16 protein-coding genes are annotated in these 19,298 nt (G+C 31.4%); 13 read left to right on the forward strand and 3 right to left on the reverse strand.

The features are described from left to right. Positions 1-16 precede the first annotated feature (16 nt). Both JK634_RS15140 and JK634_RS15145 read left to right on the forward strand, forming a co-directional pair. On the forward strand, positions 17-1,594 hold the full coding sequence (locus JK634_RS15140) for a nitrite/sulfite reductase (RefSeq protein WP_202768509.1): 1,578 nt from the start codon (positions 17-19) through the stop codon (positions 1,592-1,594). Between the two features lie 91 nt (positions 1,595-1,685). Then, complete coding sequence (locus tag JK634_RS15145; protein WP_202768510.1) at positions 1,686-2,150, forward strand: SRPBCC family protein; 465 nt, start codon at positions 1,686-1,688, stop codon at positions 2,148-2,150. A gap of 6 nt (positions 2,151-2,156) precedes the next feature. Here JK634_RS15145 and JK634_RS15150 read toward each other — a convergent pair whose 3' ends face one another. Then, positions 2,157-2,609 carry a GNAT family N-acetyltransferase gene (locus JK634_RS15150; protein ID WP_202768511.1) on the reverse strand — a complete coding sequence of 151 codons (453 nt, stop codon included), beginning with the start codon at positions 2,607-2,609 and terminating at the stop codon, positions 2,157-2,159. A gap of 74 nt (positions 2,610-2,683) precedes the next feature. Beyond that, positions 2,684-4,018: a ferredoxin reductase family protein gene (locus tag JK634_RS15155; protein ID WP_202768512.1), complete on the reverse strand. Its 1,335-nt coding sequence runs from the start codon at positions 4,016-4,018 to the stop codon at positions 2,684-2,686. Between the two features lie 199 nt (positions 4,019-4,217). Here JK634_RS15155 and JK634_RS15160 point away from each other — a divergent pair, with 199 nt between their 5' ends. From JK634_RS15160 to JK634_RS15170, 3 genes are all read left to right on the forward strand, one after another. Beyond that, a complete protein-coding gene (locus JK634_RS15160) occupies positions 4,218-4,421 on the forward strand; it encodes a YegP family protein (protein WP_202768513.1) in 204 nt (67 codons plus the stop codon). Between the two features lie 190 nt (positions 4,422-4,611). Beyond that, complete coding sequence (locus JK634_RS15165; RefSeq protein WP_202768514.1) at positions 4,612-5,589, forward strand: SseB family protein; 978 nt, start codon at positions 4,612-4,614, stop codon at positions 5,587-5,589. Positions 5,590-5,726: 137 nt separating this feature from the next. Beyond that, on the forward strand, positions 5,727-6,263 hold the full coding sequence (locus tag JK634_RS15170; protein ID WP_202768515.1) for a hypothetical protein: 537 nt from the start codon (positions 5,727-5,729) through the stop codon (positions 6,261-6,263). Positions 6,264-6,365: 102 nt separating this feature from the next. Here the strand turns inward: JK634_RS15170 and JK634_RS15175 are convergent, their stop codons facing one another. Further along, positions 6,366-7,397: a beta family protein gene (locus JK634_RS15175; protein ID WP_202768516.1), complete on the reverse strand. Its 1,032-nt coding sequence runs from the start codon at positions 7,395-7,397 to the stop codon at positions 6,366-6,368. 188 nt (positions 7,398-7,585) lie between these two features. On the opposite strand from JK634_RS15175, the gene JK634_RS15180 reads away from it, so the two are divergent. The 8 genes from JK634_RS15180 to JK634_RS15215 all read left to right on the forward strand — a co-directional run bounded on the left by JK634_RS15180 (position 7,586) and on the right by JK634_RS15215 (position 19,270). Continuing rightward, on the forward strand, positions 7,586-8,425 hold the full coding sequence (locus JK634_RS15180; protein ID WP_202768517.1) for an RMD1 family protein: 840 nt from the start codon (positions 7,586-7,588) through the stop codon (positions 8,423-8,425). A 123-nt stretch (positions 8,426-8,548) separates the two neighbouring features. Next, positions 8,549-9,571 (forward strand): LacI family DNA-binding transcriptional regulator, encoded by a 1,023-nt coding sequence (locus JK634_RS15185; RefSeq protein ID WP_202768518.1) that lies wholly within the window; start codon positions 8,549-8,551, stop codon positions 9,569-9,571. Between the two features lie 185 nt (positions 9,572-9,756). Continuing rightward, positions 9,757-11,151, forward strand: a complete 1,395-nt coding sequence (locus JK634_RS15190; protein ID WP_202768519.1) for an ABC transporter substrate-binding protein — start codon at positions 9,757-9,759, stop codon at positions 11,149-11,151. 122 nt (positions 11,152-11,273) lie between these two features. Further along, complete coding sequence (locus JK634_RS15195; RefSeq protein ID WP_202768520.1) at positions 11,274-12,200, forward strand: carbohydrate ABC transporter permease; 927 nt, start codon at positions 11,274-11,276, stop codon at positions 12,198-12,200. Positions 12,201-12,216: 16 nt separating this feature from the next. After that, positions 12,217-13,089: a carbohydrate ABC transporter permease gene (locus tag JK634_RS15200; protein WP_238885524.1), complete on the forward strand. Its 873-nt coding sequence runs from the start codon at positions 12,217-12,219 to the stop codon at positions 13,087-13,089. A gap of 112 nt (positions 13,090-13,201) precedes the next feature. Continuing rightward, positions 13,202-15,511: a glycoside hydrolase family 65 protein gene (locus tag JK634_RS15205; RefSeq protein ID WP_202768521.1), complete on the forward strand. Its 2,310-nt coding sequence runs from the start codon at positions 13,202-13,204 to the stop codon at positions 15,509-15,511. 1 nt (position 15,512) lies between these two features. Beyond that, complete coding sequence (locus JK634_RS15210) at positions 15,513-17,726, forward strand: glycoside hydrolase family 65 protein (RefSeq protein ID WP_202768522.1); 2,214 nt, start codon at positions 15,513-15,515, stop codon at positions 17,724-17,726. Between the two features lie 371 nt (positions 17,727-18,097). Then, positions 18,098-19,270 (forward strand): NAD(P)-dependent malic enzyme, encoded by a 1,173-nt coding sequence (locus JK634_RS15215; RefSeq protein WP_202768523.1) that lies wholly within the window; start codon positions 18,098-18,100, stop codon positions 19,268-19,270. Positions 19,271-19,298: the final 28 nt, after the last annotated feature.

Raw genomic sequence — 19,298 nt, forward strand, 5'->3', positions numbered from 1 at the left:
AGATAGGGGGCTATCAATGTCGTACAATACAACTTGGTCTAATGATTCGAAGATAAATGAAGTAGAAGAAATAAAGCTTGAAAAGGATGGCTTAGATGTAATAGAAACAATTATTGAGAAGTATTCTAAAGAAGGGTATAATGCTATAACCCCTGAAGATATGAATAGATTTAAGTGGGCTGGAGTTTACGAACAGAAACCTAGAAATGGATACTTTATGATAAGAGTACGTATTAATTCTGGAATTATGACTGCAAATCAAGCAACTGTTTTAGCAGAAATTGCAAGAGATTATGGACGTGGAATCGCAAATGTAACAACAAGAGGGGCTATACAATTTCACTGGATTAAGGTAGAAGATTTGCCAGATATTTTTGCTAAGCTTAAGGCTTGTGGACTTAGTTCTTATGAAGCCTGTGGAGATTGTCCAAGGACTATAGTAGGAAATCCTCTAGCAGGTATAGATAAATATGAACTTATGGATACAACGGGAATAGTAGAAGAAGTTAATAACTTGTTTTTACTTAATAAAGATTTTTCCAATCTGCCTAGAAAATTTAAAGTATCTATCTCTTCAAGCACAAATAATGCTGCACATGCTCAAATAAATGATATTTCATTTACACCAGCAACAAAGAATATTGATGAAGCAGAAGTAGTAGGCTTTCATGTCTGGGTTGGAGGAGGGCTTTCAGCTATGCCTCATCTTGCACAGAAACTTAATATTTTTGTTAAGCCAGAGGAAGTCAAGAGAATTACTGAAGGAGTATGTACTATATTTAGAGATTATGGCTACAGAGAAAAACGTACACGAGCTCGTTTGAAATTCTTAGTGGCTGATTGGGGCATAGAAAAGTTCCAGGCAAAACTAGAAGAAATTGTTGGCAAGCTGGAATCAAAAGGAGAGGATAAGCTAGAAACTTGGAATTCTTCATATTATTTTGGAGTACATCCGCAAAAGCAGGAAGGAAAAAGTTATATAGGAATTAATTTGCCTCTAGGTGAAATTTACTTCCATGAACTTTTACAACTTGTAGAGATTTCAGAGAAAAATGGAGATCAAAAGCTTAGAACCACTTTGTCTCAAAATATTATCATTTCAGGTATTTGCAATGAAGATATTGAAGATGTACTTAAAAAAGATATATTTAAAAATCTATCTCCTGAACCAAATACATTTATCGGACATACTGTAGCATGTACAGGTAAAGAATACTGTAATTTAGCACTAGTTGAAACCAAAGAATTAGCGAAAAAAGTTACAACTTATCTTGATTTAAAGATAAAATTAGATAATCCAATCCGTATTCACTTTACTGGATGTCCCAACTCATGTGGACAAAAGCATATAGCAGATATCAGTCTACAAGGAGCAATAATAAAAACAGAGAAAGGTAATGAAGATGCTTTCACAGTTTGGTTAGGTGGAACACTTAATGGAGAAGGGAAATTTGCACAAAATCTTAATCGTCGTGTAAAAGCAACTGAAGTACATGAGGTTTTAGAAAAAATAATATTATTTTTTAAGGAAAATAAATTTAAGCATGAAAGCTTTAATGACTTTGTAGATAGAGTAGGAATAAGTGCATTTTAAGTTATAGTGAGCATTTGTTTGCAGTAGCGAACAAATGCTCTTTTTCATGATATAATCTACATAATAATATGTATAGTAAGGAGTGATTTTAATGGAACAAAAAGTAGTTTCAATTCCTGATATAACATCAAGACCATATAATCTTTCGGTAGAAAGGGAAATGCCTTTTGAAGCTAGTATGTTGTATAAAGCTTGGACCGAGGAATTTGACCTTTGGTTTGCAGCACCAGGGTCGGTTATTATGGAAGGAAAAGTAAATTCAGTATTTTTCTTTGAGACAGAATTTCAAGGAATTCGTCATCCTCATTATGGAAGGTTTATAGCACTTGAAATCAATAGATTAGTAGAACTTACATGGGTTACTGGGGATGGTGGAACTAGGGGAGCAGAAACTATAGTAACTGTAGAATTATGTGAAACTAATAAGGGAACTTTATTAAAATTAACTCACAAAGGATTCCCTGATGAGGAATCAAGGAATGGACATGAAGCAGCTTGGCCAATGATTCTAGAACAGTTAGAAAATAGATTAATTGAACGTGCAAATAAGAAATAACAGGTGTTATTTCAAATTACATTCAAATATACATTTTTGTCTTTCACCTTTTTGGTACATCTCATTATATGAAGGTAGGTCTACGATTTCTTTAAGACTAAGGCCTGCCTTTTCACAAGTTCTTCTAGAAGGATAATTATTTGGATTACAAGTTATTATTAATTTATTCATTCCATGTGAAGTAGCAACTTGCTTAATAATCGCGCATGCTTTTGAGGGATAACCATTACCTCTATAGTCTTCATATATTTCATACCCTATGTTTCCACCATAATATGAATTTTCATTATTACCAATACGAATGTCTATTTTCCCAATACAATCTTTTGAATTGTGGAGAGTAATTATATATTTATAAGTAGGAACATAACCTTTCTCATCATCAGCTGGGGCTCTATTTTCTATAATTAAATCAATCTCTTCATCAGTTAAGTAATCGAAATTTTTAAATTCAAACATGATATTCACTTCCATTTCAAGTATTTAACAATATTATAAAGGACTCACCTTCATAAAGTAAGTCCTTTGTAATATTATTTAAATTGAAAATATTCAAAATGAAAATCTTTTACTTTAAACATGCCTTTCTCTAAGTCCTTTGAAGCTTTTAACCTCATCCCCTTTGGACCGCAGAAAAACACATCGTATTCTTTATCTTTAGATAGAAATTCTTCAAAGTCTTTAGTCTCTAAAAAACCAGTTTTTGAACTATCAAATAAATGTATATGAAGATTATCTAAAGGTCTCATACTTTTAAGCTCATGTACATATGGAGCATCTTGTTCGTTATTATAGGCAAAGAAAAAATCAATTTCGTAATTTTCAGGTATATCAGATTGCCAGAAACTCCTAAAAGGAGTTACACCTATTCCACCTGCAATCCATATTTGATTTTTTAAGCCCAAAGTATAATTAAACAATCCATGTGGACCAGCTAATGCTATAATATCACCAGTCTTCAAGGTATTCTTCAGTCTATCAGTATGATCGCCTAAAACCTTAATAGCAAATTTAACTTCTCCAGCTTTTTCATAGGAGCTCATGGAAAATGGGTGAGATGGGAATCCTTTTCCATTTCCTTGCACTTTTAAGAAGGCAAACTGACCTGGTTTATAATGCATGTATTTTCCGCTTGAGGAGCCTGTAATCTCAATGGTGTTTTTTGCTATTTCTTTAATACTGATTACGTTATATTTATATTTGAAGGCAGTAAATTCATATAAAAATATACTGTAAAGGGCAGATAGAATTCCTATTACATTAATTAGATTCATCCATATACTGTAAGCACTTAGTGAGAAAGTTGGATATTCAGAATCCAAATAATAATGTATAGTTCCAAAAACATAAGGGATGAGCATTAATGCATGTAGAACTTTCCATTTTTGATATTCAAGCTTATAAGTTATTAGAAAAAATATAACAAAAGCTGTGAAAATATATAAACTTAAGCTGCCAAGTTCCTTTCCTGAAAGATGAAAACCTAAAAAACTAGATCCACCCTCCTTTGAAAACCCTTCTGGAGGTTTAATCCCCTTCATTCCTTTAAACTCAGAAGGACCTTCTCCACCAGGAAAATTACGAACCTTTAAGGTAAGGTCATGTGCCCATATTAAAATAATTGTTAAAATACTCAGATACTTATGATAAATATAGGATTTATCTAACCCATTAAAAAGCTTATCAATAAGGCTGTGTCTAGTGCTAATATAGTTAATCCAAGCCAAAGTTACCATGGCTATAGAAGCTAAAAGCTGAGAATATCCTCTAAAAGAAATGCTAGAATTACCTGACTCTTCAAGATACCAAAATATATAAGTTAAAATAAAAGTAATTAAAATAATTATTATTCCAAAATATTTTTTCATTATAAATCCCCTTTTCATTAGCAGTATTAATCTTAGTTATTATCAAAGGTATTATGTTTTATGTATTAATGAAGATAATGGCAATTTGTGATATAATAATATACTGTATGGAAACAGTAAAATAATAAAATATTGAAGACTAGAAATTCATATATTATAATAAGTTTGTTAAATGTATTTAATTATGGGAGGGTTAATTATGTTTTTTTCATCTTCAGCAAAGAGCAAACCAAAATTTGAAGTAAACAAAAATAGTGATGGTCAATATTACTTTCAGTTAATAGCGGCTAATGGAAAAATTATTGCGACTAGTGAAAAGTTTGCTACGAAGGAAAATTGTATGCAGGGTATTGAATTAGTAAAAAGTAGCGCAACTACTGCAGATATTGTGGATTGGACATAATATTGAGAATGTAAATATATATGCATAATGGAATAATTATTTATTATTAAACATAAGGGCTTTGCAGCATATGCAAAGTCTTTATGTTTAAGGGTGCATTAGACTCAAATATTGAAGAAATAATATATAGTAGTATATAATAAAAAGATATAGAGAATTATTTATTAAATAAAATAGGGGATGAGAATTAATGATAGAAGAAAGAAAAGATGAGCTAGGCGGTTCATTTTTATTAAAGAATGAAATATCTTTAGATGGGTTAAACAAGCTAGAAATACAAGAAATTATATTTCTAGTTCATTCAGCAAAACATCTAAAAGCAAATAAGGTTTATGAAGATATAAATTTTGATGAGAAAATTAAAGTATTCTTAGATGTATTAGAGGAAAAAATAAAATCAGCTGAGGAATTTTATGTAGCTTATGATAAAAGTACTAACTATCCATACATAGATAATGAAGAAAGAGTGTGGATGTTTTCAAAAGAGGAGTATGCTAAGAATGCTCAAGATTACTTCATGCAGCAATTATTAATGTTAGATATTAGAAAGCTAACTGGAGAAGATGTATTATTAGCATTTGCAAGACTACATACTCTAGGGATTGACAGGATTTTAATTGATAATGGAGAATATAATATTGAAATTAATAGAGATGGAATAGTGCCACCACCAGATTGGACAGATGTTCCAGAAATAAATATTCCTGTGACAAATCCTATGTTACAACGTTCAATGGTTAAATTCTTTCAATTATTATACTCAAAACAGAATTTTGAAGGCAGAAATCAAGTTGTTAGTGCCTTAGAAAGTGAAATGATAAACCAAGTGGTTAATGCAAAATATCTACTTCCAATAAAGGTAATTGAAAATACACCATCAATTGCAGAGTCTAATAATGTTAAGGTCTTAAAGGAAGGCACTACTATTCAAATTGCAAATATAGTGGATGAAAATAATATTGCATGGTTACCTGTCTTTACAGATTGGATAGAATTTAATAAAGTATATGATGAAAATGAATGGCAAAGCAATATTACAACCTATGATGATTTGCTTGCATTGTCTGAGAAGATGCAAGGAATAGTTATAAATTGCAAAGGAGTTAGTTTAAGTATTAATGATATAAATAAAAAGAAGATAGAAGAAGTTAGAAAAGTGAAAAGATAAATTATTTAAGAAAGTCAGGTTTGACTTTCTTTTTCGTTTTAAAACAGAACATATTATAGATTTCCATAATATTATAAAGTGAGCATAATTATAATTAATTAACTCAAGGTATCAGTATGTATAAGGGGGAGAATACAATGGCAGATGAGCATAAATATTTGTATATTACAGTAGTAGCAGAAACGCCTAGATTAGGTAGAGTAGCACGTGTTGATGAGCTAATAAGATATATAATTACACTAACTAATATGTCAAGTGCTAGGGTAAGAAATGTAAATCTAATTTGCACCTTTGATAGAATGGTAGTTTGGAATCAAGAAAATTCAACACCAGGTTGGGAACCACAAGTCGGTTTATTAGGAGCACCTTATGATATACTAGGAATGTATTATCCAGCAGGAGATATCTTCCCATGGTCATCACAAACATTTATAATAGCAGCTCAACCAGTTGATGTTGGTAGACTTTCAAATACAGTAGCAGCTAGAGGAGAAGTAGAGGTAGCTGAAAGTCCAGATCCAATAGAGGTAACTAGCGTGCCAGAAATAGCAGATGTTGATTTAGTAGAAGCTTCAACTCCAGATGCTGTAATGAGAGTCTACGATGAAAACCCAGGAACTATATCGGTAAATTATCGCCTTTGGAAAAGTAAGCTTATTAAGCAAAGGGGTTAGCCGTTAATTTATAGTGAAATTAGAAAACTAAAATGAATCTTTATGAAATAATTAAGAGGACATTTTATTTACCGTAAAGGCAAATGAAACGTCCCCTTTTTCTTATAGATTTTCTTCCATAGTATATAAATAGTGTTCAATTGAGTATCTCTTCCAGTCCCAAGAATGAGTACTTATGCTTGTTATAATTTCTTGGCAACCAGGGCAGTTTTGATGATGCTTATAAGTATATCTAAGCCAATAAAGTGATTTAGTTACAGATGGCTTAATATGCTTAATAAACTCATCGTAATTAGGAAATCTACCTCTATAGCCTAAAAAACTATTTATGTGCCAAGAATAAAATATAAAGCCTGCGCTTGGTATCCTACTTCCACCTCTTGATATAGTAGAAGCTTTTCGAATTCCAACATAATCGCCAAAAGCATCAAATCCTAATTGTGCATAATCATATAATAATGAATTGTTAGCTTCAGTAATTACATATCCATCAAGCATTTTATTAAATATGATATTGGGATTAATTGCAGATCTTATTATTACAGAGGTAAAGCCTATTGCTTCTTTTAATTTATTTATTTGAGCTATGGGAGTTTTTAATTTGTGGGAATTATGCATATCATTTTTAATATCTAGGATTAAGATATCGTTTGGTTTTATAACTTTTTTTATATCCAAGAGAATGTTTTGTAGATCATTTGAATTAAATATGCGAAAGCAAATCGTCTTAAAGCTTTTTCTAAGCTCCGTGCTATCATTAATAAAGGTATGCTCTACATAAGTGACTTTGGGATCATAAGAAAGAGTAGGAATAATATTATTATTTATAGCAAGAGTTTTATAATAATGAATTTTTAATGATGGATTTAGCTTGAATTTACTTAAAAACAACTTTACATTTTCTCTTGTTCCTTTGTTTACATTCATATAAATAGGTATATCAACAAGTATAGGATGGTTAAGTCTTGAAAGGTCATTTAAATAAGTATCTTGAAAGGTTCCAGTTCTTTTTTGCGCAGCTCTCTCATTTACCAGCTCTAAAAGAGGTAGTGTCTTATTTGAAAGCTTTACATTCATGAGTGCCTTTCTTTCTTCTCTTATGTATCGCAATACGGGTACATACTTCAATCTCATATTCATTCCCAAGTATATTATTATATTAAAATGAATATGAGATTGAAGTTCAATTTATAATACATTTCTCTGTACATATTATTTGAAATTTGAATAAAGAAATATATAAACAAAAATAAAAAGTAATAAATTGATTCATAATAATATAAAGTTTCAGTAAAAACCTTTTATAAAAAGGAGTATTATTTATGACTAAATTTCATTTTACTTCAAGAGCTATTTGCAGTGAATTTAATATCTCAAAAATAAGCAATTATTATAATATAATCAAAAAAATTAAATGGGAAGAACCTTTGGTTTTGAAAGAGCAACATTTATCTAGTTTTAATAATTCAGAAAATAAAATGGTTTATATTTATTATTTTGGATCTATTGTATTTGTGAATTTTACAGAAAGAGAAATAGATGAATTTATAGAAAATATAAGAAACATACCACAAAGTATAAAGAGCATGAATAAGGACATGAAATACGACTGTATAGAAGAATATGATATTGTTTCAGATAAGAGTGAAGAAGCTGAAATGGGTTTTGAGGTTTATAATACTAAAGATATAGAAAATTATCATTTGGATATGACGGCGCTTGTTTTAGCCAAATCAGTTGCTCTAGAAACAATAGAAAACAGAGTATCTGTGGTCTTAGATGAGGTTGAAAAAATAATCCTGTCTCTTAAAAAAGGTAAAGTAAATATAACAGGAAAAAAATCAGCATCTATAATAGGGAGGGTTTTATCCTTTAAGCATACAACTATATCTTACATAATGTTACTTGATAAACCTGATATTACATGGAAAAATCAAAATGCTGAGATTTTCTTTAATGATATTGCAGATCTTTTTGAATTAGATGAGAGATATAAGGTTTTAAATGCAAAGATACAATCTCTGTTAGATACAACAGAAATCTTTGCAGATTTAAGCCATACAAGGACTTCTACAATCTTAGAAATAATAGTAATACTATTAATTTTAATTGAGGTAATATTTGCATTTGAAGGTCCCATTAAGGAATTATTTTCAAAATGATTAAATAATAGCTATTGTTAAAAATTAGGAAATGGGTGTATATTATATATAATGCATTAATATAGGATTATAAGGTTTTATGAAGATAATTATTTATAGATACCATGAATCAGGGGGGAATATATGCCTACATTGAAAGATATAGCTAAAGAAGCAAATGTTAGTGTCACTACTGTGTCCAATGTTATACATGGGAATTATAAGCGTGTTGCACAAGAAACTGTTGATAAGATAAAAATGATTATTGAAAAAAATAATTATGTACCTAACATGACAGCCAGATCTTTAGTAAATAAATTATCAAAAATCATTGGAGTAATTAATCATGTAGTGCCAGGAAAAGGCGGAAACTTTATTTCAGATCCATTTCATAGTGTTGTAATCGATGGAATTGAAGAAAAGCTTAGAGAAAAAGGTTATTATTTAATGGTACGCATAGTATACAGCCATGAAGACTTATTTTCCTTGCTTCGCAACTGGAATATAGATGGTCTAATCTTGATTGGTTTGTTCCAAGACGAATTTTTTGAAAAGCTAGAGAATGCAAATGTACCTTTTGTTCTTATAGATAGTTATGTAGATAATCCTAAGGTGCTAAATATTGGAATAGATGACTGCAAAGGTGGATACTTAGCTACAAAATATTTAATAGATAAGGGGCATAGTTCTATAGTTTTTGCATCGCCTATAATTAAGCGAAATGGAGTTGTAGAGGAACGTTTTTTGGGATATAAGATGGCGCTTAAAGAAGGTGGTATTCCTTTTAACTCTAAAAATATTTACCAACAGGAGATTGTTGCTTCAGAAGGTATAGAACTAGGACATAAATTAAGTAAACGTAATGATGTAACTGCAATTTTTGCTACAGCGGATATACTAGCAGCAGGAATTATATCTGGACTCAATGAACAAGGGAAACGTGTACCAGATGACTTTTCTGTAATTGGCTTTGATGATTTATATATTAGTTCAATTACAGCACCTAGACTTACGACAATTCATCAAGATCCACAAGAAAAAGGAAAGGTTGCTGCAGAATCTCTTATAAAAGTTATTGAAGGAGATGAAATTGAAAATAATAATTTGATTTTACCTGTGTCTTTAGTAGAAAGATATAGCGTAAAGGCCATAAATAATACAAAATGAGCATAATTTATAAAGAAATCGACAAATAAAGCTAAGTACAGATTTTAAGTACTTAGCTTTATTTGTAGCATTTTACATTAAATGGTCTTAGAGTAATATATTGACAATGGGTATGTAAACCTTTATACTGAGATTAAGTTGAACGTTAAACCTAATTAATTATAAATTATCAAGGGGGAGAATAAATGAGAAAGAACCTTCAAAAAATTATTGCTATTGGACTTATGTTATCAGTAGTTGGAATTACCGGATGTGCTAAGAGCAAGCCAACATCTACAGATTCTAAAGGCCAAGTTACAGTTAAGCTTGGTATATGGCCACAGGATGGATTAACTGATCAAATTGAACAGCATAAAAAATGGGCAGCACAAATCTTAGAAAGTGATAATGTAAAAATTGAACCAGCATATTATAAATATGCGGTAGATAGCTTTGTCTCCATGGCAACAGCAGGGAATGCTCCAACTATATTTGATACATGGTATACTGAGCCACAAAAACTTATTGACAATGGATTTGTTAGAGACATAACCCCACAACTAAAGGAACTTGGCTGGGATACAAAAATGAACCCAGATGTAAAGAAATTGCTTTCTAAAGACGGTAAGATATATGGCTTACCACGTGATGGTTATGCTGAAGGATTAATGATTAATGCAAAGCTATTTAAAGATGCGGGCTTAGTAGATGCAAATGGAAAACCTATATATCCAAAAACTTGGGATGAACTTGCACAGGATGCAAAAATCATAAAAGAAAAGACTGGACATGCAGGTATAGATATTTTAGCTAAAGATGCTGCTGGCGGCTGGCTTTTCACAAATATAGCTTGGGATTTTGGAGCTCAATTTGAAGTTCAAAAAGATGGTAAATGGACTGCACAGCTTAATTCAAAAGAAGCTATAGCAGCTATGCAATATGTAAAAGACTTAAAGTGGAAATATAATGTTTTAACTGCAGATCCAACTAATGAAGATTGGGCATCAGGTTATAAAGCTATCGCTACTGAAGATGCTGCAATGTATATAGCATCACCTGACTCTGCAGATCAATTAGCACTAAATAAAATGGACATTAAAAACCTTTCAATGGCACCATTACCAGCAGGACCAGATGGAAAACAATATGCATTAAGTGGAGGAACTCCATATATGTTTGCTGCAAATGCTACTGATGACCAAGTAAAAGCAGCACTTAAGTATCTTGTACTTATGGGAAAAGCACCTGTAACTACAGATGATTCTATAAAAGGTTTAGAAGCAGATGCACAGGCTAGAGTTGCAAAAGGAGTGCCTATACTACCATCATTCCCAGCATGGACTGATCCTGATTATCTAAAAGCTCAAGCAGATGCTCAAAAGAAATACTTAAATGTTGATATGTCTTTATACAATGATTATTATGATTGGATAAAGAAACCAGGTGTATTACACCTTGAAGAACCTATAGCTACTCAAGATCTATACAAAGAATTAACCAACGTACTTCAAGCTGTTCTTACTGATAAAAATGCTGATGTTTCTCAATTATTAAATAAAGCAAATACCAACTTCCAAACTGTTTTAGATAACACTAAATAGAGAATAACAATGATTATTTAAATGAGATTATAGCATGTTCTTTGCAATTGCAGAATCCTTTGTTTAGTTGCAGGGGACATGCATAATTTTATGAAAAAATAAAGTGCAGAAGGGGGACTCCGATGCTTCAAGTAAAAGGAAAGCCAAAAGTAAATAAAATAAATAAAAAAAATAAAACTAATATTTTTATAAAAAAGAATATATCTGGATGGCTAATAATGATTCCTGCAATTATTTTATTTATATTCTTTGTGTGGGAGCCTTTAATAGAGAACATAAGACTTTCGTTCTATAGTGCTAGAGGAATTACTACTGTAGATTTCGTTGGTTTGCAAAATTATAGGGATGTTTTCAAAGATCCAGCATTTATTCCGGCTATAAAGAACACGATTGCCTATACCATTTGGTCATTAGTTTTAGGATTTTTAGTACCAATCGTTATGGCTATTTTAATAAATGAGATGGTTTATGCTAAGGGGCTTTTTAGAATAGGAACATATTTCCCAAATGTAGTTCCAGGCCTTGCAACAGTTATGATGTGGGGGTTTATTTTTAGACCAGGTGAAACTGGAATTCTAAATATAATGTTGCATCAGTTTGGAGTGGAACCTCAAGTTTGGTTAAATGATCCGAAGCTCACTATTCCACTAATAGTAATAACTATGACTTGGAGGAGTGCTGGGGCCACAGCCTTAATATACTTAGCATGCCTTCAAGGTATTAATCATGAATTATATGAGGCTGCAATTATTGATGGTGCAAGCATATGGAATAGAATAGTTCACGTAACTATTCCAAATATGAAAAATTTAGGACGAACACTTTTAATACTTCAGGTTGTAGCAGTTTTCCAAGTTCTATACGAACCAATGGTAATGAAGAATGGTGGACCTAATAATGCATCTATATCAATTATGGAATTAGTTTATAACTTAGCATTTGGTAAATTTGATTTTCCAAAGGCAGCAGCTATTAGTGTAATGATGAGTATATTCTTGATAACAGTAACTGTAATTTATAATAAATTTGTTAAAGCAGAGGATATGTAGAAAGGAGTGAGCTATTTTGTCTAAAATTTCACTTAAAGAAAATGGCATTATTACTAAATCAGATTTGAAAAGGCCAAAAGTAAAAGTTCTTTATTTTATAATGTTTATTATTTGTTTAATTATCGTTATATTATCTGCAGCTCCTCCAATTTGGCTTTTCCTTCAAAGTTTTAAAGATATTCAGGAATTTACTTTAACCACATCTATATTGCCTAAATCCTTTGATTTTAGCAAGTTTACACAGACATGGAAAGAACTTAAGTTCTATAAGTATTATATTAATTCTTTTATTTCAATCGGAGGTTCTATCATATGTGCAATAGTATTCAATGGACTCTTGGCATATGCAATTTCAATTCTTAAACCTAAAGGAAGTAAGATCATTTATACACTTGTAGTATCAAGCTTGATGATTCCTGCAACCACAAGTATAGTTCCGCTATTTGTAAATATTACAAAAATACATCTTAATGGATCTTTCATTCCACTTTGGCTTTCTGCTGGAGCAAGTGCTTTTTATGTGGTTTTATTCAAGGAGTTTTTTGACGCACTTCCTAAATCTGTTATTGAAGCTGCAAGGATAGATGGCTGCAGCGACCTAGGTATTTTCTTTAGAATAATAATGCCATTAAGTAAGCCAATTACAACAGTAATAGCTATGTATGCACTTAATGCTGCTTGGTCAGACTTTTTGCTACCAAGTCTTCTACTAAATAATACTGGACTTGAAACTGTTATGGTTAGATTATTCCAATTTAAAGATGCCACAGGATCACAAGTTGATGTTCTTAGAGCTATTGTGTTTGCAATAATTCCTCCAGTTATATTGTTTACTATTTTCCAAAAACGAATTATAGAAGCAAGTAATTTTTCTGGAACTAAGGGATAGTATAGGTTTTTATAGAAAACTTAATTTATTCTTGTTTGATATCTGGCATGAATAAGTTATTAGTTGAACTTAAAACCTATAAAAAATTTAAATTAAGTGGGGGTATGTAGCAATGGCTAAATTTGCAGATATATATTATAAAATTGATCCTTGGAAGATTATTGAGGAAGGCTTTGACGAAGAACGAAATATGGTATCAGAATCAATTTTTTCCATAGGAAATGAATACATGGGAGTTAGAGGATATTTTGAAGAAGGCTCTACCTGTGAGAAGCTTCTTGGCAGTTATTTTAATGGAGTATATGAATATTCTACAGATGTAAATAGGTCAGGATACAAGGGGATTATTGATCACACACATTTTATGGTGAACTCGGTAGATTGGCTTTATACTAGGATATTAATAGATGGAGAAAGATTAGATTTAAAAGTATCACAGTATGAAAAATTTTCAAGAATATTAGATCTTAAAGCTGGAACCTTAAGCAGAGAATTTATATGGGATACTAAAAGCGGTAAAAGAGTAAAGGTTAAGTTTTTAAGATTCTTAAATATGAATAAATCACAGGAAGGGTTTCAAAGGATTACTTTTGAACCAATAAATTTCTCAGGAAATATTGAAGTAATAATGGCATTAGATTTTAGCATTATTCATGAAAGCAAGGGCAAGTGTTTCTGGAATGTTATTAAAAAAGAGGCTTCAGATAAAAGGGCAGCAATTATTGGACAAACACTTACTTCAAATCAAAAGGTATTTTCAGGTTTTACCTTTAAATCAGACAGTATAATAGGTAAGAGTGTTTATGAAGATGAAAAGACTATCGGATATAATCTTAATATTAGTCTAAAGCAGGGTGAAATAAGTAGTGTAGATAAATTGGTATCTAATATTGTGCTTAAAGATTCATCCATGGATAATGAAGAACTTTGGAATACAGGAATTAATTCAGTTAGGGAGCAAGAGGGTAAAAATATAGATTATGCCCTTGAAGAAAGTAAAGCTTATTGGAATAACATATGGAATAGATTTGATATTCAAATAGAAGGTGATGAGAAGAATCAACAAGGTATACGTTTTTGTATTTTCCAAATGACTCAAACCTATAGTGGCCAAAATCCTACAAATAATATAGGCGCTAAAGGCTTAACTGGTGAGGCATATAACGGACATGCTTTCTGGGATACAGAAACTTGCTGCTTCCCTTTTTATCTTTTTAATAATTTAAAGGCAGCTAAAAATTTATTAGAGTTTAGATACTCTAAACTAGGAGAAGCAAAAAAACGTGCTAAGATGTTAGACTGTGCGGGAGCTTGTTATCCTATTGCAACCTTAAATGGAGAAGAAGCATGTGATTTATGGCAGCATGCAAGCTTGCAATTCCAACCAAGCACAGGAGTTGCATATGCAATTTGGCATTACGTACATTTAAGTGATGATAAAGAATTTTTATTTAATCACGGGGCTGAAATGCTAGTTGAAATAAGCAGATTTTTAAAGACTAGAGGAGCCTGGGGAGGATTAAATAATAAATTTGGAATATATGCAGTTATGGGACCAGATGAATTTCATATGATGGTTAATAATAATAGTTATACAAATTATATGGCTAAAAAAACTTTTGATTATACCTTAGAAGTTTTAGCTGAAATGGAAGAAAAAAGCTTAGATCTATATAATAAATTAAGAAAGAAAATAGGTTTCACTGAGGAAGAGCTTAAGGATATTAAGAACTGCTCAGATAATATGAATATACTTTATAATGAAAAAACTAAAATATTTGAGCAGCATGAAGGATATTTTGAATTACCTCATATTGATGTAAATTCTATACCTGTTGAGGAGTTTCCGCTTTATAATAATTGGTCTTATGACAGAATATATCGCAGCGATATGATAAAGCAGGCAGATGTTTTAATGTTCTTATTCTTATATAATCAAGAATTTAGTTTGGAAAGTAAAAGAGCTAATTACGAATATTATGAACCTAGAACAATACATGAGTCTTCACTTTCTCCATCCATTCACTCGATATTAGCATCTGAACTTCAAAAACATGAAGAGGCATTTAAATTCTTTGGGTTTGCAACAAGAATGGATCTTGATAACTATAATAGAAATACTAAGGAAGGTATACACACAACTAGTCTTGCAGGGGCTTGGCTCAACATTGTTTACGGCTTTGGTGGTATGAGAAGCGATGGAAAAGTTCTTAAATTCAATCCATCTATTCCAAAGGCATGGAACAGCTATTCATTTAGAGTAGTCTATAAGTCAGCTGTGCTTTCTGTTAAAGCATGTAAGGAAGAGTTAACTATTAAAGTTTTAAATGATAAGTCTGTAGAAATAGAAGTATATGATGAAAAATATTCTATTGATTCAGAAGGTATTACACTAAGAATTCCAGAAGGTTGGAGGGCGTAATATGGCTTGGAGAGTAAAAGAAGAGAGGTTTAATAAAGAGAATATAGTTAATAACGGAAATAAATTTATTACTGGAAATGGGTATATGGGATTCCGTGGAACCTTGGAGGAGTATACAAAAAATGAACTTGTTGCCTGTAATATCTCAGGTTTATATGATAGGCAAGGGGATAAGTGGCGTGAACCTATTAATGCTCCAATTGGTACATTTACTACACTAATTGTAGATGGAGAGGAATATTCAGTACTTAGTAAGGAACCCACTCAGCATACACAAGTTCTTGATATTAAAGAAGGAATCCATAGAAGAAATACAGAGTGGGACAGGGAAAAAGGAAAAGTTATTATAAAGGCTGAGCGTTTCTTAAGTCTTTCTAATGTTCATTTAATATGCCTTAAATACACTGTTTTATCAGAAGAGACTTGTGAAATAGAGATTAATACAGGTATTGATGGAGATGTATGGGATATAAATGGTCCTCATTTAGAAAATTATAAACTAGAAAATGATGATGAATATATAAAAGTATCTACCTTAACTCAAGAATTAAAAGTCCCTGTTGTAGTAGCAGAAATCTGTAAAAGAGATTTTGAAGCAGAGGAAACAATATTAAAAACAGAAAAAAGTGTTCTTAGAAATATAAAGTTTAAAGCAGATGCAGGAGTAGAATATACAATTTATAAATATGTATCTGTTTATACTGGAAATGATGAAACAAAAAATATAGAAGCTGAATGTTTAGATGTAGCAGTTAAGGCAGCTGAGAATGGATATGATAAAAATTATAGTGAGCATGTAACAAAGTGGAATGAAAGATGGGAAGTATCTGATGTAATAATTGAAGGTAATGATGATGATCAATTAGCACTTCGTTATAGCATATATCAACTTCATATTATAGCGCCTGTACATTCAAATAAATTATCAATCCCAGCAAGAGGGCTTTCAGGACAAACCTATAAAGGAGCTATCTTCTGGGATACAGAAATGTTCATGCTTCCATTTTTTCTTCACACATCACCAGAAGTGGCTATTAATTTAGTGAATTATAGAATTAGAACCCTACAAGGAGCTAGAGAAAAAGCTAATTATTACGGGTTTAAAGGTGCTTTTTATGCATGGGAAAGCCAAGAAGATGGACAAGATGCATGTAGTGATTTTAATGTAACAGATGTATTTACTGGACGTCCAGTTAAGACATATTTTAAGGACAAACAGGTTCATATAAGTGCTGCAGTGTCCCATGCAATATGGGAAACTTACAAGTTTACTGGAGATGACGACTTACTTTTAAATGGAGGAGCAGAAGTAATTCTTGAATGTGCAAGATTTTATTATTCCTATGCGTACTTTAAAGAAGATAAGGATAGGTATGAAATCTTAGATGTTATTGGTCCAGATGAATACCATGAAAGAGTAAATAATAATGCATACACAAGTAAGATGGTTTATAATACTTTAGATATTGCACTTAAAACCTTAGAAATATTACAGGATAAATATCCTGAGGAATGTTTAAAACTCCTATCTAAAATTAAATTTAGTAAAGAAGAAATTTTAAGTCTTATAAAGTTTAAAGAAAAGCTTTATGTGCCTATGCCAGATAAAAAAACTCTAGTGATAGAACAGTTTAGTGGTTATAATCAACTAGAAGATTGCACTCTAGAGGAAGTAAAAAGTAGACTTCTAGATCCAAAAGAATACTGGGGTGGAGGTCATGGAGTAGCATCTACTACTAAGATTATTAAACAAGCAGATGTTGTACTTATGCTAAATCTATTCAAGAATGAATATTCCAAAGAAGTTAAAAGGGCAAATTGGGAGTACTATGAGCCAAGGACAGAACATGGCTCCAGCTTAAGTCCTTGTATATATGCATTACTTTCTTGTGATATAGGAAATGCAGAATGGGCATATCCATTTTTCGTAAAAACTTCAAATGTAGACTTAACAGGAGAGTCTAAGCAGTTTGCAGGTTCAATATATATAGGGGGTACTCATCCTGCTGCAAATGGAGGAGCTTGGATGTCAGCAATTCTAGGTTTTGGAGGGCTTAAGATTCAAGAGGGTAAAATAACCATTGATTCAAAGCTACCTAACAGCTGGAATAGACTTGCATTTAAAGTAATCCTAAGAGGAGAGAAGTATTTTATAGATATAAATAGGGATAGTAATACTGGCGATTCAAAAGTAAGCATACTAAAAACCTCTTAATATAAGAAAAGTGTTTCATTAAAATATGGAACACTTTTTTTCTTTTAACATAAACTTCTTTTTTACATAACATATGGTTAACGGACTAGAACTAAAATTAGAATATGAAGGGTATTGCTAATATAAAGTCTTATTCACCTCTACCATAAAAAAACTCTGCAACACTTAATGTGTTGTGGAGTTTTTTTAGTTTCAGTTATTAGTAATACAAAAGCAGTGAAAATAATGTTAAAAACATAACAAAGTGTTTTTAATGACCATAATATGTTTTAAAAGTTTAAAATATTTTAAGTTATATCCCTTGATGTTAATATCTACTTATAGCAAACGGTTACAAAGAAAATATTAAGATTGAGGGGAAGGTATTATAGATGAATTATTTTGAAGAAAGTTTAAAATTACATGAAGAGAATATAGGAAAAATAGAAGTAGTATCAAAAATGAAAGTTGAAACAAGAGAAGACTTATGTTTAGCATATACTCCTGGTGTAGCTGAACCTTGTAGAAAAATTCATGAGAATGAAGAAAACGTGTACAAGTATACAGCTAAGGGAAATTTAGTTGCAGTAGTAACAGATGGAACAGCAGTATTAGGTTTAGGAGATATAGGGCCTAAAGCAGGACTACCTGTTATGGAAGGAAAGGCAATTTTATTTAAAGAATTTGCAGGGGTTGATGCATTTCCAATATGTTTAGATACAAAGAATGTTGATGAAATAGTGAAAACTGTAAAGCTAATAGCACCAGGCTTTGGAGGAATTAATCTTGAGGATATTGGAGCTCCAAGATGTTTTGAAGTTGAAGAAAGATTAAAGAAAGAACTTGATATACCAGTATTTCACGATGATCAACATGGAACTGCAATAGTTGTTCTAGCTGGTATAATAAATGCCTTAAAAGTAGTTGATAAAAAGATTGAGGATGTAAAAGTAGTTGTAAATGGTGCAGGTGCAGCAGGAACTTCAATAGCTAAACTATTACTTTCTACAGGGGTAAAGAACTTAATTGCATGCGATAAGGTTGGTATTCTTTATAGAGGAATAGAGAATGTTGATGATGCAAAAAAGGAACTAGCAAATATAACAAATCCAGATAATATTCAAGGAAGCTTAAAAGATGCTTTAGTAGGTGCAGATGTATTTATAGGAGTTTCTGCTCCAGGAATTGTAACTGAAGAAATGGTACAAGCGATGAATAAGGATGCTATTTTATTTGCAATGGCTAACCCAACACCAGAGATAATGCCAGATTTAGCAAAAGCAGCTGGAGCAAAAGTTATTGGAACTGGAAGATCAGATTTCCCAAACCAAGTTAATAACGTTCTTGCTTTCCCAGGAATATTTAGAGGGGCATTAGATGTTAGGGCAAAGGAAATAAACGAAGAAATGAAAATAGCTGCTGCATATGCAATAGCTAACTATATAAAAGATGAAGACTTAAATGAAAACAACGTAATTCCAAGTGCTTTAGATAAAAATGTAGCTATAAAAGTTGCGGAAGCAATTGCGAAAGCTGCAAAAGAAAGCGGAGTAGCAAGAATTTAGTGTATTCAAAAAAGATGAAATTTTAGGA

The sequence above is a fragment of the Clostridium paridis genome, from assembly GCF_016765615.1.
GTDB classification, from domain to species: Bacteria; Bacillota; Clostridia; order Clostridiales; family Clostridiaceae; genus Clostridium_T; species Clostridium_T paridis.